At 64.5% G+C, this 24610-nt stretch carries 30 protein-coding genes; 12 read left to right on the forward strand and 18 right to left on the reverse strand.

Annotation, left to right across the window (positions count from 1 at the left end):
* Window positions 1-24 precede the first annotated feature (24 nt).
* Both JYG36_RS16600 and JYG36_RS16605 read left to right on the forward strand, forming a co-directional pair.
* Window positions 25-450, forward strand: a complete 426-nt coding sequence (locus JYG36_RS16600) for an SUKH-3 domain-containing protein (RefSeq protein ID WP_213601679.1) — start codon at window positions 25-27, stop codon at window positions 448-450.
* Between the two features lie 90 nt (window positions 451-540).
* Complete coding sequence (locus JYG36_RS16605) at window positions 541-870, forward strand: hypothetical protein (RefSeq protein WP_213601682.1); 330 nt, start codon at window positions 541-543, stop codon at window positions 868-870.
* Here the strand turns inward: JYG36_RS16605 and JYG36_RS16610 are convergent.
* The gene (locus tag JYG36_RS16610; RefSeq protein WP_093384276.1) at window positions 845-1315 is read right to left on the reverse strand and encodes an NUDIX hydrolase; all 471 of its coding nucleotides are present in this window, start codon (window positions 1313-1315) and stop codon (window positions 845-847) included. The genes JYG36_RS16605 and JYG36_RS16610 overlap by 26 nt on opposite strands.
* Before the next feature lie 57 nt (window positions 1316-1372).
* Here JYG36_RS16610 and JYG36_RS16615 point away from each other — a divergent pair, with 57 nt between their 5' ends.
* Together JYG36_RS16615 and JYG36_RS16620 are read left to right on the forward strand one after the other, a co-directional pair.
* The gene (locus JYG36_RS16615; protein ID WP_093384280.1) at window positions 1373-1798 is read left to right on the forward strand and encodes a GFA family protein; all 426 of its coding nucleotides are present in this window, start codon (window positions 1373-1375) and stop codon (window positions 1796-1798) included.
* Between the two features lie 31 nt (window positions 1799-1829).
* The gene (locus JYG36_RS16620; RefSeq protein WP_213601684.1) at window positions 1830-2222 is read left to right on the forward strand and encodes a lysozyme inhibitor LprI family protein; all 393 of its coding nucleotides are present in this window, start codon (window positions 1830-1832) and stop codon (window positions 2220-2222) included.
* Between the two features lie 4 nt (window positions 2223-2226).
* On the opposite strand, the gene gstA is transcribed toward JYG36_RS16620, so the two are convergent.
* The 11 genes from gstA to JYG36_RS16675 all read right to left on the reverse strand — a co-directional run bounded on the left by gstA (window position 2227) and on the right by JYG36_RS16675 (window position 12985).
* Window positions 2227-2838 carry a glutathione transferase GstA gene (gene gstA, locus JYG36_RS16625; protein ID WP_195883725.1) on the reverse strand — a complete coding sequence of 204 codons (612 nt, stop codon included), beginning with the start codon at window positions 2836-2838 and terminating at the stop codon, window positions 2227-2229.
* Window positions 2839-2935: 97 nt separating this feature from the next.
* Window positions 2936-3847, reverse strand: a complete 912-nt coding sequence (locus JYG36_RS16630) for a LysR family transcriptional regulator (RefSeq protein WP_195883724.1) — start codon at window positions 3845-3847, stop codon at window positions 2936-2938.
* Window positions 3848-3946: 99 nt separating this feature from the next.
* Window positions 3947-5083, reverse strand: coding sequence for an AAA family ATPase (locus tag JYG36_RS16635; RefSeq protein WP_093384295.1), 1137 nt, complete (start codon window positions 5081-5083; stop codon window positions 3947-3949).
* Between the two features lies 1 nt (window position 5084).
* Window positions 5085-5954 (reverse strand): RNA ligase family protein, encoded by an 870-nt coding sequence (locus JYG36_RS16640; RefSeq protein WP_213601685.1) that lies wholly within the window; start codon window positions 5952-5954, stop codon window positions 5085-5087.
* Between the two features lie 295 nt (window positions 5955-6249).
* Window positions 6250-7596, reverse strand: coding sequence for an MFS transporter (locus tag JYG36_RS16645; protein WP_213601686.1), 1347 nt, complete (start codon window positions 7594-7596; stop codon window positions 6250-6252).
* A gap of 72 nt (window positions 7597-7668) precedes the next feature.
* Entirely contained in the window at window positions 7669-8601 is a 933-nt protein-coding gene (kce, locus tag JYG36_RS16650; RefSeq protein ID WP_213601687.1) for a 3,5-dioxohexanoate:acetyl-CoA acetone transferase, read from the reverse strand.
* 59 nt (window positions 8602-8660) lie between these two features.
* Window positions 8661-9449, reverse strand: a complete 789-nt coding sequence (locus JYG36_RS16655) for an SDR family oxidoreductase (protein WP_093384317.1) — start codon at window positions 9447-9449, stop codon at window positions 8661-8663.
* Window positions 9446-10165 (reverse strand): GntR family transcriptional regulator, encoded by a 720-nt coding sequence (locus JYG36_RS16660; RefSeq protein ID WP_045201285.1) that lies wholly within the window; start codon window positions 10163-10165, stop codon window positions 9446-9448. Before JYG36_RS16660 ends, JYG36_RS16655 begins: the two co-directional genes overlap by 4 nt.
* 416 nt (window positions 10166-10581) lie before the next feature.
* A complete protein-coding gene (locus JYG36_RS16665; RefSeq protein ID WP_045201284.1) occupies window positions 10582-10839 on the reverse strand; it encodes a hypothetical protein in 258 nt (85 codons plus the stop codon).
* A 204-nt stretch (window positions 10840-11043) separates the two neighbouring features.
* Window positions 11044-11499: a GNAT family N-acetyltransferase gene (locus tag JYG36_RS16670; RefSeq protein WP_213601688.1), complete on the reverse strand. Its 456-nt coding sequence runs from the start codon at window positions 11497-11499 to the stop codon at window positions 11044-11046.
* Window positions 11500-11554: 55 nt separating this feature from the next.
* Window positions 11555-12985 carry an MFS transporter gene (locus tag JYG36_RS16675; RefSeq protein WP_249744443.1) on the reverse strand — a complete coding sequence of 477 codons (1431 nt, stop codon included), beginning with the start codon at window positions 12983-12985 and terminating at the stop codon, window positions 11555-11557.
* Between the two features lie 81 nt (window positions 12986-13066).
* Here JYG36_RS16675 and JYG36_RS16680 point away from each other — a divergent pair, with 81 nt between their 5' ends.
* Window positions 13067-13963 carry a LysR family transcriptional regulator gene (locus JYG36_RS16680; protein ID WP_213601689.1) on the forward strand — a complete coding sequence of 299 codons (897 nt, stop codon included), beginning with the start codon at window positions 13067-13069 and terminating at the stop codon, window positions 13961-13963.
* 153 nt (window positions 13964-14116) lie between these two features.
* Complete coding sequence (locus JYG36_RS16685) at window positions 14117-15352, forward strand: DUF1835 domain-containing protein (protein WP_213601691.1); 1236 nt, start codon at window positions 14117-14119, stop codon at window positions 15350-15352.
* A gap of 25 nt (window positions 15353-15377) precedes the next feature.
* Here JYG36_RS16685 and JYG36_RS16690 read toward each other — a convergent pair whose 3' ends face one another.
* Entirely contained in the window at window positions 15378-16133 is a 756-nt protein-coding gene (locus tag JYG36_RS16690) for an SDR family oxidoreductase (protein WP_045201279.1), read from the reverse strand.
* 151 nt (window positions 16134-16284) lie between these two features.
* Here JYG36_RS16690 and JYG36_RS16695 point away from each other — a divergent pair, with 151 nt between their 5' ends.
* The 3 genes from JYG36_RS16695 to JYG36_RS16705 all read left to right on the forward strand — a co-directional run bounded on the left by JYG36_RS16695 (window position 16285) and on the right by JYG36_RS16705 (window position 17293).
* Window positions 16285-16620: a hypothetical protein gene (locus tag JYG36_RS16695; RefSeq protein ID WP_038994655.1), complete on the forward strand. Its 336-nt coding sequence runs from the start codon at window positions 16285-16287 to the stop codon at window positions 16618-16620.
* 175 nt (window positions 16621-16795) lie between these two features.
* Window positions 16796-17107 (forward strand): hypothetical protein, encoded by a 312-nt coding sequence (locus JYG36_RS16700; RefSeq protein WP_093384338.1) that lies wholly within the window; start codon window positions 16796-16798, stop codon window positions 17105-17107.
* A 3-nt stretch (window positions 17108-17110) separates the two neighbouring features.
* Window positions 17111-17293 (forward strand): DUF1289 domain-containing protein, encoded by a 183-nt coding sequence (locus JYG36_RS16705; RefSeq protein ID WP_045201277.1) that lies wholly within the window; start codon window positions 17111-17113, stop codon window positions 17291-17293.
* A 4-nt stretch (window positions 17294-17297) separates the two neighbouring features.
* Here JYG36_RS16705 and JYG36_RS16710 read toward each other — a convergent pair whose 3' ends face one another.
* Window positions 17298-18209: a LysR family transcriptional regulator gene (locus JYG36_RS16710; protein ID WP_213601693.1), complete on the reverse strand. Its 912-nt coding sequence runs from the start codon at window positions 18207-18209 to the stop codon at window positions 17298-17300.
* A 126-nt stretch (window positions 18210-18335) separates the two neighbouring features.
* Between JYG36_RS16710 and JYG36_RS16715 the strand changes: the two genes are divergently transcribed.
* Together JYG36_RS16715 and JYG36_RS16720 are read left to right on the forward strand one after the other, a co-directional pair.
* On the forward strand, window positions 18336-19076 hold the full coding sequence (locus JYG36_RS16715) for an SDR family NAD(P)-dependent oxidoreductase (RefSeq protein ID WP_213601695.1): 741 nt from the start codon (window positions 18336-18338) through the stop codon (window positions 19074-19076).
* Between the two features lie 19 nt (window positions 19077-19095).
* Window positions 19096-19305 (forward strand): tautomerase family protein, encoded by a 210-nt coding sequence (locus JYG36_RS16720; protein ID WP_213601697.1) that lies wholly within the window; start codon window positions 19096-19098, stop codon window positions 19303-19305.
* A gap of 38 nt (window positions 19306-19343) precedes the next feature.
* Here the strand turns inward: JYG36_RS16720 and JYG36_RS16725 are convergent, their stop codons facing one another.
* The 3 genes from JYG36_RS16725 to JYG36_RS16735 are packed head-to-tail and all read right to left on the reverse strand — an operon-like array spanning window position 19344 to window position 22741.
* Window positions 19344-20438, reverse strand: coding sequence for a carboxylate-amine ligase (locus JYG36_RS16725; protein WP_213601699.1), 1095 nt, complete (start codon window positions 20436-20438; stop codon window positions 19344-19346).
* The gene (locus tag JYG36_RS16730; RefSeq protein ID WP_093384359.1) at window positions 20435-21385 is read right to left on the reverse strand and encodes a methyltransferase; all 951 of its coding nucleotides are present in this window, start codon (window positions 21383-21385) and stop codon (window positions 20435-20437) included. The genes JYG36_RS16725 and JYG36_RS16730 overlap by 4 nt, the downstream gene beginning before the upstream one ends.
* A gap of 12 nt (window positions 21386-21397) precedes the next feature.
* A complete protein-coding gene (locus tag JYG36_RS16735; RefSeq protein WP_213601702.1) occupies window positions 21398-22741 on the reverse strand; it encodes an iron-containing redox enzyme family protein in 1344 nt (447 codons plus the stop codon).
* 158 nt (window positions 22742-22899) lie between these two features.
* Between JYG36_RS16735 and JYG36_RS16740 the strand changes: the two genes are divergently transcribed.
* Complete coding sequence (locus JYG36_RS16740) at window positions 22900-23622, forward strand: GNAT family N-acetyltransferase (RefSeq protein ID WP_093384366.1); 723 nt, start codon at window positions 22900-22902, stop codon at window positions 23620-23622.
* On the opposite strand, the gene JYG36_RS16745 is transcribed toward JYG36_RS16740, so the two are convergent.
* Window positions 23619-24506 (reverse strand): LysR family transcriptional regulator, encoded by an 888-nt coding sequence (locus tag JYG36_RS16745; RefSeq protein WP_213601704.1) that lies wholly within the window; start codon window positions 24504-24506, stop codon window positions 23619-23621. The genes JYG36_RS16740 and JYG36_RS16745 overlap by 4 nt on opposite strands.
* Window positions 24507-24610 lie beyond the last annotated feature (104 nt).

Consider the following 24610-nt stretch of genomic DNA (forward strand, 5'->3'; position numbering starts at 1 on the left):
CACGGATTCGACCAGAGAGCAGACATGCCAATCGACCTACCTGACACCCTACGCCCACTGTTCATTGCCGCCGGATGGCCGGCCAACAACCCGCTACCGGCCAGTGTGCCGACCAACCATCCGGCGGCCACGCTGCTGCTGAGCCTCAACGGCCTGTGCGTCGGCCACTGCGGCGCCGGTGAAGAATGCGCTGCCGGCGACATCGAGTTCAGGGCCAAGCCCGCCCTGCACGACGACAAAGTCATCGTGAGGATGCAACACAAGCTCAACACCACCCTGGTGTGCATCGGCGATGTCCACCACGGCCATGGCGCGCTGTTTGTCGACAGCCAGGGCGCCTGCTACCTCATGAGCCAGGTTCACGATGCCTTCTGGCTGCTGGGCAGCACCTTTGTCGTTGCTGCAGAAAGCCTGCTGCTGGGCCGTCAGCCACAAGCGCAACTGCTGTGAAATTCAGGCGCAAATAAGGCAAATTGCTGGCCCCCTGCTAGCCGCTTCGTTGGCAAACTCGCTTTCTTTTCAGCAAGTTAGGTAGGTGCTATGCGGGCTTATGGATTAACCCTGGCAGCGTTTTTTCTGCTCGCCCTCCCGCTCGGTGTCCAGGCCAAGGCCCTGGGCAACAATGACCGCTACATGTGCAGTTGGGGTTCGCAGATTGCCGCCGGCGCGCAGCAGTCGAAGCTGTCAGGGGTGACCCTGTACGCCGCGCGCAAGCGCCTGCAGGTGCGTAAGTTCAACAAGCCGTGGATGCGCATGACCGCCATGGGCATCACCGAACAGACCTACAACAGCCAGTCACGTCTCAAGCCCGCAGCCATCAAGCAGACCTACTACGAGCAATGCGTCAGCCATGCGCTGGCGCGGCGCTGAACACCCCGGCCGACTCAAGGGTTTCAATCAGCCGCTCGGGCCACACTATGTCGGTGGTTTGCCGCAGTTCCTCGGCCGACCACCAGCGATGATCGGCCATTACCTCGACCTCCGAAGCCGTCCAGCCCTGGCGGCACAGCTGCTGGTTTTGCGCCTGGATCAGGTAGTACTGCTCGACCGACGTGACCCACTCGCCGCTGGGTAGCTGCATGGTAAAGCGCCGCTCGCTCAAGTGCGCGCCCACCGCGTCGACCTCGATGCCGGTTTCTTCGCGCAGCTCGCGAATGGCGGCCTGTTCGAAGTTTTCGCCCTCCTCCACACCGCCTCCCGGCGTTGCCCAGTAATCGTCACCGGCCAGCGCGCCGTTGCGATGGACGAAGCGAAACAGCAACACGCTGCGGGAGGGGCTGATGACTAACAGCCGGGCTGATTTACGTTCACGCATCGTGGTGTTCCTGTCCTTGGTTTATGATCGCGGGCGAAATTCTACCGGGCTCCAGGGATGAACAACGACAAATCTGCGCCGACAACCAGCGATTTTCACGGCAGCTGCCTGTGCGGCGCCGTCAGCTACCGCATCAACACCCCGCTAAAAGCCGTCAGCCACTGCCACTGCAGCCAGTGCCGCAAAGCCCATGGCGCAGCCTTCGCCACGTACGCCAGCGTGCCGGCTGCGGCCCTGAGCTGCAGCGATCCGCAGGGCATGTTGCAGGTGTTCAAGTCATCACCCACGGTCAGCCGCAGCTTTTGTTCAGGCTGCGGCGCGAGCCTGTTCTGGGCCAATGCCAGTGGCGAGTATCCGGACTGGGTCAGCGTTGCGCTGGGCACCCTGGATACGCCGTTCGAGCCTGCCCGGCAAAAACATGTGCATGTACAGTCCAAGGCCTGCTGGCTGGTGATTGGCGATACCTGGCCGCAACACCAATAGACTGAAATAACTTCAACGCAAGGACGCCCCCATGTATCGCTTGATTTATGCCGGTTTCAGCGTGCTGATGGTGTTGGCTACCCCGGCCCAGGCAAGCAGCCTGTGCCCCGGCGCCAACACCGAAGTGCAGATGCTCGAATGCATGCAGCGCTCGCTGAAAAAATCCGATCGGCAATTGAATCAGCTCTACCAGGAGCTGGTTACACGCTTCAAGGACGAGGGCGCGTCACCCGGGCGCCCGACCCAGGACGTGGCGCTGAAAAAAGCCCAGCGCACCTGGATTGCCTTTCGTGATGCCAGCTGTGAACTGGAGACGTATGAGTCGGTTGGCGGCAGCGGCTACGCCACCATCCATACCCATTGCCTGTTGAAGCAGACGCAAGCCAGAGTCCAGTACCTGAAGCGGATTAGCGGCATGCCTTGAAGGGTCAGACCGGTGCGCTGGCGTGCTCTGCGTGGACGGCGGCCTGCACCGCCGGCCTGGCCGCTACACGCTCGACATAACCCGCCAGCGCTGGCCATTGCGCTATATCGATGGCAAACACCGGCAACCAGCCCAGCACAGTGAACAGGTAGGCATCGGCGATGCTGAAAGCTCCCTGCAGGTAGTCATTGCTACCGAGCAGTTCGTTCAAATAACCCAGGCGCTTGAACAGCTTGTCGCCAAAGATCACCCTGGCCGCCTCCGGCAGCTCGGCATTGAACAGCGGTGCGCTGCCGGCATGGATTTCGGCGCTGATGAAATTGAGCAGCTCCTGCAGCCGCGAGCGCTCCCAGCTGCCGTTGGCCGGCGCCAATCCGGCCTCGGGCCTGAGGTCGGCCAGGTACTGGAGAATGGCCGGCCCTTCGGTCAGTACCTCACCATTGTCAAGCAGCAGCGCGGCCACGTAACCCTTGGGGTTGATGCTGCGAAAATCACGGCCATCGGCGCAGCGTTTGCTCTGGTTATTGACCCGTACCAGCTCGAATGGCAGGCCCAGTTCGCGCAGGATGATATGCGGCGCCAGCGAGCAGGCATTGGGGGCGAAATAGAGTTTCATCGGGCGTCTCCTGACAGGATCAAGAGGCGCAGGATCAACAAACGCCAGCGCCAGGTAAACTTACAATTTCACCACCTGATCATTAGCTGCGCTTATGTCAGGCGGTGTGGTCCGCTACATCAAGCCCAACTTCGCCCATAGCCTTGTGCACATGCTTTAGCAGCGCCTGGGCCGCAGGCGACGGCGGGTTTGCCGACGCACTGACCAAGCCGAAACGCCGGTAGATCGGCGGATGCAGGTCATACACGCGCATCGCACGCGGGTCCTTTGGCAACGTTGAGGCCGGCACGATCGACACGCCCATGCCCTCGCCCACCAGGGCAAACGCGGTGCGCCAGTCGCGCACCGTCAGGCGCACGTTGCTCAGGTGCAGCCCTGCCTGTTGCACCAGGCTCTGGCCATGCACATGACAGCCACCAGTGGCGACAATGAACGGCTCATCGACCAGCTCTGCCAACTCCACCGGGCTCAGGCTACCGCGCCTGGCCAAGGGGTGATCGAGCGGTATTGCCGCCACCCAGCGGTCACGCCCAAGCATCACCGGATCTCGGCTCGGCAGCGGGTTCATCACCACGCCCAGGTCGGTAGCCCCCGAAGCCAGCCAGCTTTCGACCTCCTCGTCGGTGCCCTCCAGGCAGATCACCTCGATACCCGGGTGCAGGCGCTTGAAAGCCTGCAACAGCGGTGGCAACAGCGAGGCGAACAACGACGGGAAGGTCGCCAGGCGCACACGCCCAAGGTGGCAACCGCGGCTGGCGTCGACCAGGTGCTGGATCGACTCCAGCTCGGCGACCATGCGCCGGGCACGCACCAGCACCTGCTCGCCCAGCGCCGTCACGCAAGTGTGCGTGCGCTCGCGCACGAACACCTTTACCCCCAGCGCCGCCTCCATCTGGCTGATCGCCTGGCTGGCGCCAGACTGGGTGATGCCGAAGGCCTCGGCAGCGCGCGAGACATTGCCGGCATCGGCCACGGCGACCAGCAGCTTCCAGTGCATCAGGTTCATCATGATCGTGCTGTTCCCTGCATGGCCTTACATCGACATCGATCTTAGCGCCGTTGGTCAAGCGCACAAAGCCCGTCAACAGTGGCATTAATACCCGCTGATTCACACCTGATATTCAAGCCGATCCGCTTCCACCGGCGTCGGCACTTCCCAGCGAAAGTACATGCGCTCGATGTCCTTGTTGCGCAGCGTGGTGTCGCGACGGGCGTTGCGGCGCATCAGCTCGCGCTCGCTCTGCTCCAGGTACACCAGGCGCACGTCGGCGTCATAGCTGTAGAGCAGGTCGAGGGTCTTCTTGCGCATCTGTTGCGACAAGTGCGTGCTGTTCCACACGAAGGGCTCACGGCGCCGTAGCAAGGTCTTGGCCTTGTCGATCGCGTACTGCGCCACCGGGCCTTTGTCACCATGGCTCAGGCCCAGCTCCTGGCGGGCATCGTCGAACGACACCACGGCCAGATCCGCTGCGTGCTGGTTGACCCAGGTGTCCTTGCCGCTGGCCGGCAGCCCCGCCAGCATGATCACCTGCGAGCCCTGCACCTCGCGGTACAGGCTGTACTGCGGCAGCACCGAGGCACCGCGAAAGTAGCAGCGCCGGGTGTAATCGTCGGCAAAGGCCTTGGGTCGATCCAGGCAGCCTTCGTCTTCGGCCAGCAGGCGAAATACTTCGATGTCATCGAGCAGCCCCTGCTTGCCGGCAAAGCCGCGGCCCTGCATATCGGCGCTGGCCACGGCGCAGAGCATCCACACCGGCAACTCCCACGACAGGCGATGAAGGATCTGCTCGGCCGAACGCCCGCTCTTGTCCCCGGCCAGGGCAAAGAACGGCAACTGGTGCACGCTGATGATCCGGCAGATGCTTTCGCGCAGCTCAAACGGCGCCCCGGCCTGCCACAACAGGATGCGCGCATCTACCGCGCCGCGGCGCGAATGCCCGGGCTGGCCGATCTTGCCGGTGACTTCATCGATCACCGTGCACGACGGCTTGGCGATGTCGTGCAGCACTGCAGCGTAAAACAGCACGAACTGCTGCTCTGGCGTGGCGCGTTGGTAGGCAGGGTCGGCGAGCAAGGCATCGACCACCATCATGGTGTGGGTCCAGACGTCACCTTCCTGGTGGTAGACCGGGTCTTGCGGGGTTGCCGCCAATGCGCGCAGAGACGGGATCGCCTCGAGCAGTGCCGGGTAGTCGACCGCGCGGCCGGGGCCGGGCATCAGCGCTCGCAATGTGTTCATGTCCATATCATTCAACTCCTTGTTCGGCGGCCTGCAGGCTGGCCCAGGTGACCTGGGGCTCGGGCGCATACAGGTCGACACCGGCGGCCAGCAGGTTGGGGATGTAGGGCTGGCGCAGGTGGTGCTCATCGGCTTCGAGGATGGCCTGGACAAAGTCGTGGCGCACCCATTTGATCCGCCCGGTGGTGTGCTCGGCGGTTTCGATTTTCAGGTACAGGCCCTCCATCAGGTCAGAGCGGTCGCCCTGGTTCCAGGCCTTGGCAAAGTCCAGTTGCTGACGGGCGATGACCTCGGCAAACGCGTCTTTCCAGCGTTGCGACTTGGCCTGGGAATGGCCGACCAGGGCGAGCAGGTCCTTCAGCCGAGGCGGCGCGATGCCTTCGAACAGCACCGGTACCGACAACACCGGGCCGCCTGCAAGCAACTGCTGGCGCCGTGCGGTGGAGAGGAACACCTGCGCCTCGCGGTCCCAGATATCGAACTCGAAGAACAGGTGCGGGAGCTGGTCGTAGAACACGCTGTGGCGCTTGCTCATCACCTCGCCGAACAGCACGTAGCGGTCTTCCAGGTGCTCGAGCAGCCAGTGTTCATGGCAGGCCGCCCATTGCTTGAACTGGTTGAACTGGCGCTCGCGGCTACCGCCGGCCAGGTAATGGCCACGGGACTGCAGCAACAGCTCGCCGGCGGCAGAAAAACTGATCGCGGCATTGGCGCCGTCGAGCTTTTCCTCGACCACCAGGTACTGGCCCTTCAGTTCGCTGTAAGGCAGTTGGTCATGGTCGCTATCGCCCGATTGCAGGCGAGAACTTTGCAGGTGTGGGGTGCGCGGGTACTTGAACAGGTCGAGCTGCGCGAGCTCGCGGATATCGAGTGTCATGGGTCTTCTCCAAAAGGGCGAAAACCGACGACAGCGGGCAGGTGAAAGTGCGTGCGCAGGCAGGCACCAACAGGCTTAAACGTCCGTCGTCGGCATCAGGCGTGTTGGTTGGCGTGGGGCACTGGCTTCACCTAAATAATGAGGGGTGGTGGATCTGAGGGGGCGGATTGGAAACGAGATGGGGGTGGGCTGTCAAGCGCTGTGTTGTCTGGGATGGCCTCATCGCGGGTCAAGCCCGCTCCCACAGGTCCGGTGCATGCAGATCCACTGTGGGAGCGGGCTGGACCCGCGATGCTCAGGCCGACTGGCGCTGCGCGTTTTTCAGCGCACCGCCCTTCGCGCGGTTACGCTCATGCCCCTGGCGCAAGCGCAGCGCCGCCAAGGCCGCCACCACCAGCACTACAGCGATGAACTTCAAACCGTTGACGGCATTGCCGGTGCTTTGCTCGATCATGCCCATCAGCGACGGCCCGAAGAAGCCGCCAAGCAAGCCGCAGGAGTTGACGAAGCCCAGGCCGCCCGCCAGCGCCGCACCTTTGAGGCGCGAGGCCGGATACAGGAAGATGATCGACTGGACCACAAAGAACATCAGCGCCGACAGGCAAAAGCCCAAGAGGCTGAGTACCGGCCCCGCCTGGGAGGCGATGGCCAGGCCCAGGGCCATGGTCAGCAAACCGCTGACCAGGATCCGTCGCGCCCGCTGCGCCGTGCTGGCAAACCGCGGCAGGACGATCGCCCCGGCCGCTGCCGCCAGCCACGGCAACGAGGTGAGAAAGCCGATCTGCAGCACGCTCAGGTCGCCGTACTTGCCGATAATCCCCGGCAGGAAAAAGATCACCGTGTAGATGGTGATCTGGTGGCAGAAATAGACAAAGATCGCCAACAGGATCTGCGGCGTCAGGCACTGCTTGAGCGAGTGCCCGCTGTGGCCGGCGCCCTCCTCGGCCTCGCTGGCCAGTTGGCGTTCGATCTGCTCGGCTTCAGCGCTACTCAGCCACGGCGCCTTGCTCGGCCGGTCGGGCAGCTTCTTCCACACCACGTAGGCGAAGAACACCGCCGGCAAGCCTTCGAGCATGAACATCCACTGCCAGCCGTGCCAGCCCATCAGGCCGTCCATCTGCATCAATGCCGCGCCCAACGGCCCACCGATGATGTTGGCAAAACACACCCCGAGCAGGAAGTAGCCGGTAGCGCGGGCGCGCTGTTCGCGGCCGAACCAGTAGGTCAGGTAGAGCATCACCCCGGGGAACAAGCCGGCCTCGGCGATGCCCAGCAACAGGCGCAGCACGTAGAACGAAGTCTCGCCCTGGACGAAGGCCATGGCGGCGGAAATCAGGCCCCAGGTCACCATGATCCGGGCAATCCAGAAGCGTGCACCGACCCTGTGCATGATCAGGTTGCTGGGCACTTCCGACAGCGCATAGGTAAGGAAAAACAACCCGGCGCCCAATCCGTAGGCGGCCGCGGAAATGCCCAGGTCGACATCCAGTTGATGCTTGGCCAGGGCGATATTAGTGCGGTCGAGAAAGCTCAGCACATAGGCGGCGATCAGCAACGGCATGAGTTTGACGAACAGCAACCGGTTGAGGGTTGCAGGATCACGGGGCACAGTCAGTTCTTCGGGCGATCTTGTAATTGTCATGGCACGAATCTCTAGTGTGACGACAGCGATGGGAACATCCCCGGCCAGGCTCGGCCGGGGCATGCAGGCAAGCTAGAAATCGACTGCGTAGCGGCCTTTGAGGCTGAGCATTTCCCGCGCCTCGTCGGGGCTGGCGACACGCCCGCCGAGGGCTTCGATCACCGTGCGGATGCGCTTGACCTGGTCGGCATTGGACGCCGCCAGCTTGCCCGGGCCGTCCCACAGCGAGTCCTCAAGGCCCACGCGCACGTTGCTGCCCATGGCCAGGCCCATGGTGCCCAGGGGGATCTGGTTGCGCCCGGCGCCGAGGATCGACCACTGGTAGTTGTCGCCAAACAGGCGGTCGGCGGTGCGGCGCATGTGCGCCAGGTCTTCGGGGTGGCCACCGATGCCGCCGCGCAGGCCGAACACCGACTGGATGAACAACGGCGCCTTGAGCAGCCCGCGCTGGAGGAAATGCGCGGCGGTGTACAGGTGACCGATGTCGTAGCACTCGATTTCGAAGCGCGTGCGGTTCTCGGCGCAAGCGTTGAGGATGTAGGTGATGTCGCGGAAGGTGTTGCGAAAGATGCGGTCGTCGCTCTCTTCCAGGTACGGCCGCTCCCAGTCGTGCTTGAACTCGGTGAAGCGCTCGAGCATTTCGTACAGGCCGAAATTCATCGAGCCCATGTTCAGCGAGGCCAGCTCCGGCTTGAGCTGGGCCACCGGCTGCAGGCGCTCTTCAACGCCCATGGTCGGCGCGCCGCCGGTGGTGATGTTGATCACCACATCGCTCTGCGCCTTGATCTGCGGCAGGAACTGGCGAAACAGCTCGACGTCCTGGCTGGGCTTGCCGTCGAACGGATCACGGGCGTGCAGGTGAACGATTGAAGCACCCGCCTCGGCGGCACCGATGGCGGCGTCGGCGATTTGTTGCGGGGTGATCGGCAGGTGCGGCGACATCGACGGCGTATGGATGGCGCCGGTGACGGCGCAGGTGATGATAACCGGGCGTTTCTTGGACATGCGTGTTCTCCGTTTTTATTCTTGGCGAGAAAGCAGTGCGGTAAAAGCGCAGGTACAGCTCAGAGGTATTCGACGTTGCCATCGACGCTGATGGCTTGCCCGGTGATGTTGCGGGCAGCTGGTGAGCAGAGGAACAAGGCGGTGGCGGCGACGTCTTCGGCAGTGACCATGCGCTTGAGGGAAATCTTCTTCAGGTACTCCTCGCGCATCAGCGCCTCGGATACCCCCACTTGCGCGGCACGGGCGCGAATCACCCCGTCCATGCGCGGCCCTTCGACGATGCCGGGCAGCAAGGCATTGACGCGGATATCGCTGTCGCCAAGCTCCGAAGCCAGGGATTTCATCAGGCCGACGATGGCCCATTTGGTCGCCGCATACGGCGTGCGCCAGGCGTAACCGAGGCGCCCGGCCACCGAGGCGATGTGCAGCAGGTGGGCGTTGGGCGAGTCCTTGAGCAGCGGCACCGCGTGGTGGGCGAAGCGGTATTGCGCGGTCAGGTTGATGTCGATGGTGCGCTGCCAGTCGTCGTCGCTGATGGCGTCGATACCGGCGGTAGGCCCGGCGATGCCGGCGTTGTTGACCAGCACATCGAGGCCGCCGAACTGCTCGCGCTGAACCTTGAACAGCGCCTCTATCTGCGCCGCATCGCCGACGTCGGCGCGGGTGGCGACGCTGCCTGGGTAGCGGTCGCGAAACGCCGCCAGGGCTGACTCGCTGACATCACAGACATGCACCCGGGCCCCGGCTTCGATATAGGCCGCCGCCAGCACTTCACCAATACCGGCGGCGCCGCCGGAAATCAACACCCGCAGGCCCGGATACGGCGTCAGACGCTTGAGAACGCTCATGCTTTTTTCACTCCAGAAACAGACCGCGCGCGGTCGTTGTTGACCAGCAGGCGCGCCAGGGAGTCGGCGGCCTGCATGATGTCGTCGGTCACCGCCGCCCGCGCCGCCGCCGCATCGCGGTCGGCCAGGGCGGCGACGATGCGGTCGTGGGCTTGCATCGAGCGCTGCAGGTGGGCTTTGTCCGGGGCGACCAGGGCAAAGCACGGGCCCATGTGCAGCCAGAAATTCTCCACCGCGGCGACGGTCAGTTCAGCCTGGGCCACGGCATAAATGCGCCGGTGAAAGGCAAAGTTGCCCCACAGGTAAGCCGGCACGTCGACCTTGTCGGCGGCGGCCTGCATCTGCACGCAGAGCTCGGTGATTTCAGCCAGGTCGGCATCGCCCAGATGGGCCACGGCCTTCTCGGCCAGCAAGCCTTCGAGGGCCACCCGCGCATCGCGGATTTCGCGCAGGCGTTCAGTGGTCATCACCCGTACCCGCAGGCGCGAGGTTTCAGTGACTTCAAAGGCATTTTCGGCGCTCAGGCGCTGCAGTGCTTCACGCACCGGCATGGGGCTGGAACCCAGCGCTTCGGCCAGGCCACGGATGGTCAGCTTCTGCCCGGGCTGAAAACGCCCGCTCATCAGCGCTTCGCGGATCTGCCGGTAGACCTGGTCTTGCAGGGTATCGCGGGACACCTGGCGCAGGGCCGGCAACAGGACGGGACGGTCGGTCATGGAAAAAAGCCTGTGTTGTCGTTCTTGTGATGCGAATATGTGATCACAAATCAAATATGTCAAATGATATTCAGCGACAACGACGAAGCGCCCTGACCGTTAGGGGCAGGGAATCTGTCAGGCTCGGGTATTGATTATCTTGGTGTCGGCGGCGTCGCCAGGTCGCTCAGCCAGCGCTGCTGCAACCGACCGTCAGCCCGCATCTGCTCCAGCGCCTGTTGCCAACGCTGCACGCGCTGGCGAGTGTTGCTTGCAGGCAGGCGGCGATCAGCTTCAGGTGTCAACCAGCGCAGGGTGATCGCGAATTGATAGCGACCAGTTACAACGTACGCTTGACAGAGCTGACCGCCTCCAAAAGCGCCGCGCCCACAACGCCTTCGTTGAAAGCCGGCGTGGGTACGGCGTGGGTACGGCACTTACTCTTCTTCGTACACCTTGCATTCAAGCTTGATGTCTTCAGATTGTTTTTCCTTGTTGGATGGATCCGCCCGCGATTGCTTCTCGGCATCCTGGACACTGGATGCTTTATAAGAGTCGTATCCAAAATCCTTTTTCTGGTTGTCCTCCATCTTGCTGTATTCACAAATGTACTTTTCAGTCTCGGCCCAGCCTGCCAGCGGCGACGCCATCAAGATCAACCCGCAGACCAACACTGCTTTTCTGGATGTATTCATCAGCTTGTGCTCCTGCACAAATTCGATTTACAGGGTGGTTGTTGCCCGGTGCCTGAAACCTTCGCTGACTGCCTGCAACCAAACACCTCGGCCCCGTTGATGCTATCGATCGAGAACAACAGCGTCACCTGACATAAATGCCAGGTACCCCGCGCGCAAAGAGGGGTGCAAACGGCGGCGAGTACTGCTATTGCGCCATGAATTTCAATGACCTATAACGCGCTCCATGACGATGATCCGCTCCTCCCCCTCCATCACCTCGCGGACCTTGGCGTAGCCGAGCCGGGCATAAAACCCCTCTGCAGTGATTGATGACGGCACCCGCAGCACCATCTGCCCCGCTTGCCGGGCCAGGTTTTCAAGCGCCTGCATCAGCGCGCGACCCACGCCGGTGCCCTGCACCCCTGGCGCCACAAACACGCTGCGCAGCACATTGCCTTGCAAGCTGGCAGTGGCAACCAACTGCTGGTCGAGCAGCGCCACCAGCACCTGGCGCTGCTCAAGCAAGGCCAGTATTCGCTCTGCAGTAAAGCTCTGCTCGACCTGGGCGATCAGCGCCGCCGAATAATCGGCGGCGTTGGTCTGCTGCAAGGACTGGATGATCACTGCGCTGATGGCGCTGGCGTCGGCGGGCGTGGCGGGGCGAATGTGCAGGGGCATCGGCTCGTTCCGTGAGTCAGGGTCGGGACGCCAGTGTGCCGTGTGTCAAAGCCGGCTAACAGCCTTGAGCCTCTGTTGAAGTGCTGCGAACCTTGCCAGGCAACGCCAGGGCGATCAGCACACCCAATAGCGCGATCCCGCCGCTGACCAGTACTGCACGCTGCAAGCCCAGCGCGTAACCTTGCTGCCAGGCTGCGCCGCTCAAGCCGTCGAGCCCCTGGTTGGCCAACCCCACCAGCAGCGCCAGGCCCAACGCCCCGCCAATCTGCTGGACGGTAGACGCCATCCCTGACGCCACGCCCTGCTCGGCCGCCGCAACCCCCTGCCCGGCGCACACCCACATGGCCGTCCAGGTCATGCCCTGGCCGATGCTGAGCAAGGCAATCGGCGCCAGCAGGCGGGCAAAAGCGCCATCCCCGGGCAACATCCAGCCGAGCCAGAGGATACCCAGGCCGCCGGCCAGCAAGCCGATAATCAAGGTGCTGCGCAAACCCAGGCGGGCCAGCGCCCGTTCGGCAATGCCGATGCCCAGGGTGCACACCAGGGTCGCCGGCAAAAACGCCAGGCCGCTGGCAAGCACGCTGTAGCCGTAGACCTGCTGGAAGTACAAGGCCAGGAAGTAGTACTGCACGCTGAAGCTGGCCATGAACACTGCGGTCAGGCCCATGGCCGCGCGCAGGCCCGGGGTGCGCAGCAGGCGCAGCGGCATCAACGGGTCGCGGCTGCGGGTTTCGATCACCACAAACACCGCCAGGCAGATGAGTGCGGCCGCCAGCACGGTCCAGAACAGCGGCCGTTGCCAGCCCCAGCTCGGCCCTTCGATCAGCGCCAGCACCAGCAGGCTGCCGCCGAGGGTGATGGTCAGGGCACCGGCCAGATCAAACGAGCGCCCTTGGGCCCGTGGCGGGTCGATCGGAATCCAGTAGCCGGCGGCCCAGGCGCAAGCCCCCGCCAGCGGCACGTTGACCAGAAATACCGCCTGCCAGCCCAGCCACTGGGTGAGGATGCCGCCGAGCAAGGCGCCGAGGGCCAGGCCCGCGGCCGAGGCGGCGCTCCAGATCGCCAGGGCGCGAGTGCGCGGCGCACCTTCGGCGTACTGGCTGTTGATCAGCGCCAAGGTCGCGGGGAACAGCAAGGCACCCGCCAACCCCTGCAGCGCCCGCGCCAGCACCAGGATCTCGGCCTGATGGGTCAGACCGCCGGCCAGCGAGGCGATGGCGAACAAGCCCTGGCCAAGCCGATACAGGCGCCTGCGGCCGAGCAGGTCGGCGGCGCGTCCGCCAAGCAGCAGGCAGCCGCCAAAGGCCACGCCGAAGGCGCTGATGATCCATTGCAACTGGCGCGGGCCGATGGCCAGGTGCTCGCCAATGGTCGGCAAGGCGACGAAAACAATGGTGTAGTCCAGGGCAATGATCAGTTGGGCGCACGCCAGCAACAGCAGCATCAATGCAGGGTGGCGCGGGGTGGGAGTCGACATGCGGGGCATCCTTGGCAAGAAGGCGCCAGTGTCTTTCATGCGCCAGGCATGATAAATACGCTGCCAGTTCTTTCAGTAATGACTTTAATCATGGATCTGAACACCGTTGCCCTGCTGCTCAAGGTCGCCGAGCTGCGCAGTTTTACCGCCGCGGCCGCCAGCACCGGCTTGACCCAGTCAGGCTTGTCGCGGGCAATCCGCCGTCTGGAAGAGCAACTGGGGGTCAAGCTGCTGCACCGCAACACCCGCAGCGTCAGCCTGAGCGCCGACGGCCTGCTACTGCGCGAGCGTTGCGCCCCCTTGCTGGCCGGCTTCGAGGAAGCCGAGCAACTGCTGCTCGACCGCCGCTGCGAACCCAGCGGCACCCTGCGCCTGAGCCTGCCCTCGGCCTTTGGCCGGATCGTCATCCTGCCGCTGCTGGGCGAACTGACCCAACGCCATCCCCAACTGGTGGTGGATGCGACCATGACCGATCGCCTGGTCGACCTCGCCGAAGAAGGCTTCGACGCCGCGGTGCGCATCGGCCCGCTCAGCGATGTGCGCCTGGTGGCCCGGCCGCTGGCGCCGATGCACTGGGTGACCGTCGCCTCCCCCGCCTACCTGGCCCGCCACGGCATGCCGCAGACCCTCGAAGACCTGGCCCGGCACAACTGCCTGGTGGTGCATAACCCCTACCTCGGGCGCCGCGTCGACTGGCAGTTCGTCCGGGACGGCAAGCGGGTCGACGTGCAGGTCAGCGGGCAGCTGCTGTTCGATGTCGGCGACCCGCTGATCGATGCCGCGCTGCAGGGTTTCGGCATTGTCCAGGTGATGGATTTCGTCGCCCGCCAGGCCCTGGCCGACGGGCGTCTGGTACCGGTGCTGGAGCCGTTTTCCGGGCGCTGGCGTGAACTGGCATTGGTCTACCCGCCGTCGCGCCAGCACTCGCCGCGCCTGAAGGTGTTCAGCGACCTGCTGCAGGAGTGCTGGCCGCGCGCCTGGAGCTGACGATTGCCTTTTGCCGGGCGCCGGGCCTATAGTCGCAGCCGGCGTCAACCACGCCACCCGTCCGCGGAAAGGGCTGCGCCCAGGCTGTACACCCCACATTTTTGTCTACGACTCCCGGCCTGACAGCGGACAAGGCTCGCACAAGGAGTTCGTATGCCTGCTCGACTGTCGTCGCCGTCCCATGACGGGCACATCAATCGTGAACAACAACGCAAGCGCGCCAAGGAGCTGCTGCAGCGCCTGCGCAGCGGTACCGCGCCCGAGCAACTGGCGCTACTCGGCCCTGCCTCACCGCGCCTGGCCGATGCCCAGTGGCTGATTGCCCGCGACCTGGGCTTTGCCAGCTGGCCCAAGCTCAAGGCGCATGTCGAGGCCATCGAGTTTGCCGCCCGCCACCCGCAATTTACTGCCGATGACGAAGCCGCCACCCAGCATTGGCGCTGCGGCAACGACATCAGCCACAGCCTGCGCCTGGCCGGCTTTACCGGCGCCTTTCAGATGCTCAGCGACCCGCTGGTGATGGGCCCGGTGCGCGACGTGCCGACAGTGCCTTACCGCGCCCTGCGCAGCGACTACATCAGCCAGGCCTATGGCCTGGAGCTCGCCGAAGTACAGCGCAAGATGGACACCGAATACGCCGACCTGGCCCGCCTCGACGGCTGCCCCAGCGCGGTGCTCTGGTGCGAGGCGGATGCCTATGACCAGCTGTTTTTGATCCGCGTGCTGGCCGGCTTGGCCAAGCCGCCGCAGCGCCTGGAGCTGATCGAGATTGACAGAATGCCCGGGGTCGAGCGGTTTATCGGCATCGGCCAGTTGGCCCCGGACGTATTGGCCTGGTTGTGGCCGCAGCGCCGGGCAGTGGATGGGCCCATGCTGCAACTGGCGCGCGAGGCCTGGGCAGCGTATTGCGCCCCCTCGCCACTGGCCTGGGCACAGTTGGCCCATCGCCAGGACCTGGCCCTGCCCTTGCTCGCCCCAGCGCTGCTACGCCAGTTGCAGGAGCTGCCGGGCGTGGACGACGGCCTGTCGCTGAGCGAACGCCTGGCGCTGCAGATCATCAACGAGTTCGGCGAGGTGCCGTTCGGCCGGGTGTTTGCCGAACTGATGGGCAAGCGCGAGCCACTGCCTTACCTGGGCGACATGATGTTCCATGCCCTGCTGCGCCCGCTGATCGATTCGCCGACACCGCTGCTCAACCAGGCGCAGGCCGAGCTGGACTGGCCGCGCCGGCCCCTGAGCCTCACCCCGCTGGGCGAGCAGGTGCTGGCGGGCCAGGCCAACTGGCTTGAGCAGCAGGCCCCCGAGCGCTGGGTCGGTGGTGTGCCCCTGCTGCCCGGGCAAGGGCATTGGGCGCTGGGCAGCGACCTGTGGCCGGTGTGGCGCAGGTAAAGAAGTCAGGTCCCTGTGCAACGGCTCAGCGTTGCACGGCGGTGGTTTTCAACCAGGTCTGAAAGTGCAGCAAGCCAAGGATCGCACCTTCATCCGGGGTCAGTGAGCGGTCGTCGATCGGCGCCCCGAAATAGGTGGCCTCGGGGTCGGCTATCACCTCGCGGGCATCTTGATTGTGCTGCAGGTAGCTGCGCACGAAATCAGCCAGCGGCAGGCGATCAGGGCCGGCGATTTCGAGAGTGCGGTTGGCCGGCGCCTGCTCGGCAAGGTTGGCCAGGGCCAGGGCCACGTCGGATGAGGCCACCGGCTGCAACGCGGCGTTGGTCAGGCGCACGCGGTTGCCGTCGGCACCGGAATAAGCGATGGCGCCCATGAACTCGAAAAATTGCGTAGCGCGCAGGATGGTATAGGGCCTGCCTGAGGCCTTGATCAGCTCTTCCTGGGCCAGCTTGGCGCGAAAGTAGCCACTGTCCTGCATGCGCTCGGTGCCCACCACCGAGAGGGCGATGTGGTGCCGGACCTCGGCCTTTTGCTCGGCGGCCAGCAGGTTGCGCCCGGAGCTCTGGAAAAACGCCAGCACGGCAGCGTCGTCAAAGGACGGCGAGTTGGCCACATCGACCACTACATCGGTGCCCTGCAGCGCTTGCTCCAGGCCTTCGCCGGTGAGGGTATCGACGCCAGTCTTGGGCGAGGCGGCGAGCACCTTGTGGCCGTTGGCGCGCAGGTTGTTGCACAACTGGGTGCCGATCAGGCCGGTACCACCGATCACGACGATTTTCATGGCTGCTGCTCCGCGGGAGGGTCGCAACCCAGTATTTTACGCCGGGTAGCGGTAGGCCGTGCGCCAGCAGACGAGCGTGATCCTGGCTGATCCGGTAAAGTATGCGCCGCTCGAGAGATGGATCCCGGGCCAATTGTCATGGAGTTATGCAGTGAAAAACCTGAGCAAAGTTGTCGCCTGCGGCCTGTTCGTCCTGGCCCTGGCAGGTTGCACCGGCACCCCGATGAAAACCCAGCACTACAACGCCGACCAGTACACCGTGATCGGCCACAGCGAAGCCAGCGCCACCGGTCTGCTGGTACTGGGCGTCATTCCAGTGCGTCAGAACAGCCGCTTCGTGCGCGCCCAGAATGCCGCGATCAAGGCCAAGGGCGGCGACGCGATGATCAACACCCAGGTCCAGGAAAACTGGTTCTGGGCCTGGGTACTGACCGGCTACACCACCCGTGTCTCGGGTGATGTGGTCAAGCTGCACAACGTTCAGTAAGCCCCGCAGCCACCGGTGTAGGAGCGTGCCTGAACCACGACCGCTTCGCGCTCGATCGCGGGGCAAGCCCGCTCCCACAGGATTGGCGCAAGACCCGGCACCGCTGCGCCCAGTTCCGGGTAGCGCGCTCAGATAGCGTATGATCGCCTCTCCTCCCGCAAAGACCCTTACCGCCATGCCACTGAGCAAACGCGAACAGGCGCAGCTTGACCGCCGTCTGGTCGCCACCCTGACCGAAGCCTGCGAGACCGCCAAGGCCGAAATCGTCGGTTTTGCCTGGCTCACCCACCTGGTCGATTACACACGCTTCCCTTCCAGTTTGCAGGTGATCTGGGTTTTCGAAACCCGGGCTGCCAAGGAACACGCCCTGGCCAGCGGACAAGGTGAGCGGATGATCGAGCTGACGGCCTTGGCTTTGCAAGAAGCCGACGTCGAATTGCATCCGCTCGCACCTCACGTGCAGTTCGACATCGAACAGCGCGGCTGACACATGGCCAAGGACATCGAAAACCCCTGCATCGCCGTGTGCCAGTTGAGCGGCGACCTGTGCCTGAGCTGCGGCCGCAGCAAGGACGACATCCGCAAATGGAAGCGCATGAAACGCCCGGAAAAAATGGCTGCCGTGCAGCGCGCCAAGCAGCGGATGAAAAGCCTGAAAAAAGCCAAGGGCTAGCGTTTCAGCCAGCTGCATCCTGAATCAGGAAATCAATAAAGGCCCGCACCCGCAGCGGCACATGCCGGGCGTGGGGGTAGAGCAAAATGAACGGCCGTGAGGTGCCGCCATAGGGCGCCAGCACTTCTTGCAACTGGCCTCTGTCGAGTTCCTGCTGCACGGTAAAGCGATACGCCTGCATCAGCCCCGCACCGCTTTTGACCAGTGTGGCGGTGGCCAGGAAGTCTTCCAGGCAGGTGATGCTGCCAGTCACCTCCAGCTCCACGCGCTTGCCCTCAAGCATGAACGACCAGGGCACCTTGCGCCCGCTGCTGGGCAGTTCGAACTGAATGCACTCGTGAGTGGCCAGCTCGTGCGGCGTCTGCGGTGTGCCCGCTGCACGCAGATACTCAGGCGTTGCCACGACCACCAGCTCGGCGTCTTCCAGACGCCGGGCGATCAGCCGCGAATCGGCAGGCTCGCGGCCACGAATGGCCAGGTCGTAGCCTTCGTCGGCAAAGTCGATGTTGCGATTGCTGACGTGAAGGTCGATCTGCACCTGCGGATACAGCTGGCGAAACCTGGCCAGTCTTGGTAGCAAACGATAGTGCGCATAGGGTGTCGGTACGCTGATGCGCAGCAGCCCCGACGGCACGGCCTGGCCGCCGCTAAGCGCACGTTCGGCATCCATCAGCTGGCTCAGGGCCTGACGGCATTGCTCATGGTAATTGCGCCCGCCTTCAGTCAGGCGCATCTGCCGGGTGGTGCGCACGAACAGGCGCACCCCCAGGCGCTCTTCCAGGCGCGCCACCGAACGGCTGACCGCTGCCGGCGTGACCCCGGCCAGGGTCGCCGCGCCGGTGAAACTGCTGGTTTCGGCAGCCAGGCAAAATAGCTCGATACTGCCCAGTTGAAGGTCATCGAAATGGCGGGTCATGGCGGCTCAATTGATTACACAAAGTATCAATTCAAATTCCATGCGCAGCATTTTTCAATAGTCGCTTGCAAATTAAAGTCTGCCTCACCTACCCGGCGACCCCGCCGGGCCCACTGGAGACCGACCATGCACACCGCCAAGACTGTCATCGTAACCGGCGCCTCGAGCGGCCTGGGTTTTGCCATCGCCAAGGCTTACCTTGAGCGCGGCGACAATGTCGTCGCCAATGCCCGCACCCTCGCCCGCCTGCAGGAGGCCGCCACCAAGCTCGGCAACCCGGCCAACCTGCTGCTGGTCGAGGGCGATATCGCCCTGCCGCACACGGCGCGCACACTGTTCGAGCAGGCCATCGACGCGTTCGGCAAGGTCGATATTCTGGTCAACAACGCCGGGATCTTCATCGCCAAGCCGGTCAGCGACTACACCCAGGCCGAGGTCGAAGCCATCGTCGACACCAACCTCAAGGGCTTCTTTTACCCGGCCCAGGCAGCGGCCCGGCACATGGCCGGCAACGGCGCCGGGCATATCATCAACATCAGCGCCTCGATTGCCCTGCAACCGAACATCAAGGTGCCGGCGCTGCTGCCGGTGCTGATCAAGGGCGGCATCAACCAGGCAGTCCGCGCCCTGGCCCTGGAACTGGCGCCGTCACAGGTGCAGGTCAACGCCGTGGCCCCGGGGATCATCGATACCCCGCTGCATGGCGATGACCCGCAGACCCGCGAAGCCCTCAAGGCCCTCGCCCCCACCGGGCAGGTCGGTTCGCCCAAGGATGTGGTCGATGCGGTGCTATACCTGACGGACTCGACATTTGTCACCGGTACGGTGATGGCCGTCGACGGTGGTTCGGCGACGGGAACCTGGTAAACACACAGAGGGAAAGAACATGCCGTATGTCCATATTCGCGTGACCGACGAAAGCGTCACCCGCGAACAGAAGCAGCAGTTGATCGAACAGACCACCGCGATGCTCGAGCGGGTGCTGAACAAGCCACCGTCGTCGACCTTCGTCGTGATCGAAGAAGTGAACACCGACAACTGGGGTGTGGGTGGCGAGACGGTGACGACGCTGCGCCAGCGAGAGAAAACAAAGTAGGCATCTGTCGCGACGCCTCGACTTGACCCGCGATGGCGTCAACACGATTTGACCTCTTGCAACAACCCCTGCACCACCGCCAACATCCCCTGCTGCGCCATCGCCAATTGCCGGTCGGCACTGCTCCCCTGAGCAACAATCACCTGCGCCCGGGCAAAGCTGCGATCACCGTCAACCCCCTGCAGCGCATCGGCAAACACCGCTTGCGCCCGCGCCAGCCACTGCCCGGCGCTACCCTGCCCTTCATCCTCCAGGCAAATGAACTGCCCATGGCGGCCATGGCGCATGGCCCGCCAGTAGTTCTCCCGGGCAAGCCAGTGGGCCTCGCGGCTCAGGTGCACGGTGGTACGTGGTTGCGCCAGATAATGCTCGACCATGCAGCGAAACAACCCGGCTATGCACAGCGCATCTTCAAGGTTCGGGCAAGCATCAGCGATGCGCAGCTCCACCGTCGGAAAGCGCCGCGACGGGCGGATCGCCCACCAGCCGTCATCACCCTCGCGCAACGAACCGGTGCGTCGCAACAAGGCCAGGTAGCGCTGGTATCCCTGCCAGTCGCTCAAGCGTTCCGGCAGGCCCATGTGCGGCCATTCCCCGCAGGCTACCTGGCGATAGCTCATGTAGCCGGTCACCTGGCCTTCCCAGAACGGCGATGAAGTACTGAGCAGCAACAGCAGCGGCAACCAGGGTAGCAACTGGTTGATCAGCTGGATGCGGTCGTGCCCGGGCGGCACCCCGACGTGCACATGCAGGCCGCACAACAGGCTGCGCCGGGCCACCTGCTGGTAGTCGGCGAACAACTGGCGAAAGTGTTCGTCGTCAGCAGGCTGCTGCTTGCGCCAGCCGCCCAGGGGATGACTGCCGGCGCTCAACAGGCCGATGCCTTCCTCGGCCAGTACCTGTGCCAGTTGCATGCGACTGCCGGCGAGAAACTCCCGGGCCTGGGCCAGGCTGCTGAACACTGGCGATGCCACCTCGATCTGGCCCTTGAACATCTCCTGGGCAAAGTGTGCGCCAAGCACCTGGCGGCACAGGTCGATCTGCGCCGCCGACGGCGCGGCGAGCATGCGCCCGCTGGCCAGCTCGACCAGCAGGTATTCTTCCTCGATGCCAAAGCCGCAGGGGCTGTTCATCGGCGGGTGACGCTCAAGGCCACAGCGCCGATGCGTTCGACCTGCTGGTAACCGGGCTCGAGCAGTTGTTCGCCGAACACGTCGGGGTCCAGTTCATGGTAGTGCCAGGCCCAGTCGGCGGACGCCAAAGGCGCTTGCAAGGCTGTCAGGAACGGGTCGCGACCATCAACCATGGCCACCCCGGTGTACAGCAGCAAGGTGCCGCCCGGCGCCAGGCGTGGCAGGGCTTGTTCAACGATCCGCAGCGACAGCCCGGCGCCCAGGGCGCCGCCACCATGCCGGTAGGCGCGCTCACTGGCGTCGAGCATGTACGGCGGGTTGGCGACAATCAGGTCGAAGCTGCCGCTGATGCCCTGGAGCACATCGCTGTGCTCGACCGAGACGTTGGCCAGCTCCGCCAGGGCGACGTTGATAGCGGTCAGGCGCAGGGCCTGCGGGTTGATGTCCACGGCGCTGACCTGCGCATGCCGGCGGGCACGGGCGATCAGCACCGCGCCGACCCCGGCACCGCAACCGATATCCACGGCGTGGTTGATGCTGGCGAAACTCTGCTGCAGGTGGGCTTCGATCAACTGGGCAAAGCGATAGCTGTCCGGGCCGAAGAACACCGCGTCCGTGCTGTCGGTGGGAAAACCGGAATGAACGAAGAGCAAATCATGCAGGCTCGACCAGCGTACCCGGCTGCGCAGCAGCTGTTCATGCTCGTCGAGGATCTGCGCCCGTTGCAGCTGCGCCAGCTCGTCCGCTGACAGCAGCGCGGGCGCAAAGGGCCGGTTCCAGCCGAAAATATCGCGCAGGGTATGAGACTGTTCTGCACCCTCACGCTGGTTATTGCGCCACTGGGTCAAGGGCGTGACGCTGGTAAAGCGATAGCCATCGGCCAACAGCCGCCGCCCCAGTTGCAGCAAGGCCTGATCGGCCTGGCGTTGCGCCTCGGTCAATTGCATGGTCAGCCTCCGTTACTGATTGAGCCCAGTCATCTGCGCGTATTTGCGCGTCGCCGCCAGGCCCTGGGGCAAGGCGTGACGAGCCCCGGCCATTTCGCTGATCAGGTAGGCGATCCGCGCCTGCGCCGGCAGGTCATGGAGCTCGCGCTCAAGCGCGCTCACCAGCGCCTCGTCGTGCATCGACACCTCGGCCTTGACCGGCCCGTGACGAGGGCGGCGCGGCTGCCAGCTGAGCGCGATCCAGTCATGCAGCAGCTGCTTTTCATAGGGGCTGAAGACGCCGAACATCGCTGCTGCCGGGCCGTCGATCAGTTGCCAGAAACGGCTGTCGGCCGGGTCCTGGCCGCGTTTGATCCAGCCCGTTTCCTGCAGGGCGGCGAGAAACCCCGCAATGCTGCCGGGCTCGGCCAGCCACTGGTTGACCGTGCGTCCTTCGATACGGCAGTAATCGGAATGCATGTGCTGGCCAAAACTGCGCTTGCGCTCGAAGGCGACCAGCAGCTCGGCTTCGAGGTCAAACTCGGCAATGATCGTCGCTGAGCCCGGGCCCAGGTCGTTGAGCCGATAGCCTCGCGCCACCCGCCGATAGAACTCGCTGGCACCCTGCGCCGGCCACAGTTGCATCAGTGCCTGCACCGCCTTGCAGGCGTGGCCGCTGCTGGCGTTGTCGATGGTCACGTGCAGGCGAAAGTACTGCGGGTCGATGCCCAGTTCGTCCAGCTCGTAAGCGCTGATCAGCAAATGCAGGGGCAGTTGCTCATAGCCCAGGTTGTAGCCGATCACTTCGGGCAGGAACGCCTCGGTGTTGAAGCCCAGCGCCAGTTGCAGCGCACCTTGCAGGTAGCGGTCGTCGCCCAGCGGCAGCTGCTCATGGCAGCCCAGTTCGCTGAGCAGGCGCCGGTAGATCAGCACATGGTTGCAGGCCGGGTCGCCATCACCGAGCTCTTCCAGGTAGATGCGGATCAGGCCGTGGTAGCGCGGGTCGGCCCAGTGCCTGAGCATGCCGAACAGCCAGGCACCATCCACCGCCTTGGTCGGGGCGACGTGCTGGAGAAAATACAGCGCATGGGCGCGGTTGCTGAAGTAACGCCGGGCAGCGCCGGCTTTGCGCTCGGCCAGGTACTGGGCGTATTGCCCGGCCACGGCAGCAGCGCGCTCGGCGGTCCATTGGCCGAGTTCGACGGGGTTGGCCGGCAGTTCATCAGGCAAGGCCTCAGCCTGTTGCAATTGCTCGCCGAGCCAGGCGGCGCTGTCGCTCAGCTCGCCCTGCAACAGAGCGTGATAACGCGCTGCATGGCCTGCTCGGCTATCGATGACATGCGGGTCAAGCACGGGTGCGGCGGTCATCACGGTCATGGCGGCAGCCTTCGGCAGTCGGGCGAGAAGTGCCCTCTATGCAAGGGAGCGGTGCTCGGCAACTGAAGTTCAGATCATCTGCGCGGCAAAGGGACGGATGGCAGGCCGGCGCGGTAGAATCGCGCCATTGCCGTTTTTGCCTGGAGTCACCCCTGCCGATGCCCGCCCTCCACCACTTCGTCGCGCCGCCCGCCGAGCCGATCAAAAGCCAGATCCTGCAGATGGTGGTCGACTACCTGACCGACATCAGCAGCGTCGCCCTGGCGCCGAGCAACCCGCTGTACAGTCTGTACCAGTACGGCATCGGCTTCGAAGTGCACCTGTACCTGCAGGCCATGGACGGCTCGCGCGGCATCCCGGTCGAACTGATCGTGGCCCTGGACCTCGACGACCCGGAGCAGGTGGTGGGCTTTTTGCTGTACCTGCCGCTCAAGGATGACCCGCAGGCCTGTTCTGTGGCCTACCTGGCCGTACACGCCAGCCACCGCCGCCAGGGGATTGCCCGGGCCATGCTGGCACAGATGACCGCGCGCTACCCGCAGGCCGAGCTCGGCTGCGTCGCCAGCAAGGTGCCGGTGTTCGAGGCCCTGGGCTTTCAGGTCACTGGCGCGCGCGGCCCACAGGTGTTGATGAACACCCACGCCGAGCCCAGCGCCGGCATAGCGGCGGTGCTCGACGTAGCACCGATCTACCGCACCCTGGAGGTGCAGCAGATCCACAGCTACCTGCTCAAGCAACACGGCAAGCGGGCGATGGTCGATGCCGAGAAACAGCGCGACCGCCACCTCGACCAGCTCAGCCGCAAAGCCCGGGCCCTGGCCCTCGAGCGCCTGGGTCAAGGGCCGTGGCTGGAGGGCGGGCGCGGGCTGCGGCTGGTCTAGTTTTTCACCGCCTGGCTCATCAGCACCTGCAGCACCAAGGCGGTGCCCTGCTCCACCTCGCCCTGGCGGCAGGCGATGCCCAGGTGCCGCCACAGGCCCGGGCGCAACGGGCGCATGCAGATCCGCGGGTCATGCTCCGGCGCTGCCGATTCATGGGGCAGCAAGGTCGCGCCATAGCCCGCCGCCACCAGGCTTTTTACCGCGTCGTTGTAGTTGAGCTGGATTCGCGCTGGCGGCTGCAGGCCGGCGCTGGCAAACCATTCGCTGGTCACCCGCGACAGCTGGGTGCTGCTGTCGTTGAGAATCAGCGCCCGGCTGGCCAGCCACGCTGGGCTGATCCGCGCCGGCGGTGACCAGCTGGCGGGAATGAACGCCATGATCGGATCGCGCCGCCACGGGCGAATCTGCAGGCCCTTGATCGCTGCTTGCGGCAGCGCCACCAGGCCGATGTCGAGGCTGCCGTCGTGCAGGCGCGCCAGCGACTCGCTGGAGGTCAGCACCTGCACCTGCACATCGATGCCAGGGTGCTGCACGCCGAGGATATCCAGCGCCTGCGGCAGCAAATGGGCGATGGCACCGGTGGAAGCGCCCAGGCGCACCCGCCCGGCCAGGCCCTGGACCTGGCGCTGCACATCATCGAGCGCCTGTTCGGCATCGGCCAGCAGGCGCCGGGCGCGTTCGAGCAGGGTTTCACCGATGGCCGTGGGGCGGATCTGCCCGCGCTTGCGCGACAGCAGCGGCGCACCAATGCGCGCCTCGAGGTCGGCAACGTGCAGGCTAACTGTCGGCGGCGCCAGGTTGAGCGCCCGCGCCGCCTGGGCAAAGGAGCCGAGGTCGGCGATCACCACCAGGGTACGCAGCCGGTCGAGGCTGATCTCGCGCATGGGCTTATCGTTCAGAAAAAATGAAGTTGAGCATCATGATATTCAAATTTTCTTTCGTCCAGCCGCAGGTGAAGATGGCTGCACATTTGTCACCTATGTACGAG

The organism is Pseudomonas sp. SORT22 (assembly GCF_018417635.1).
GTDB lineage: Bacteria > Pseudomonadota > Gammaproteobacteria > Pseudomonadales > Pseudomonadaceae > Aquipseudomonas.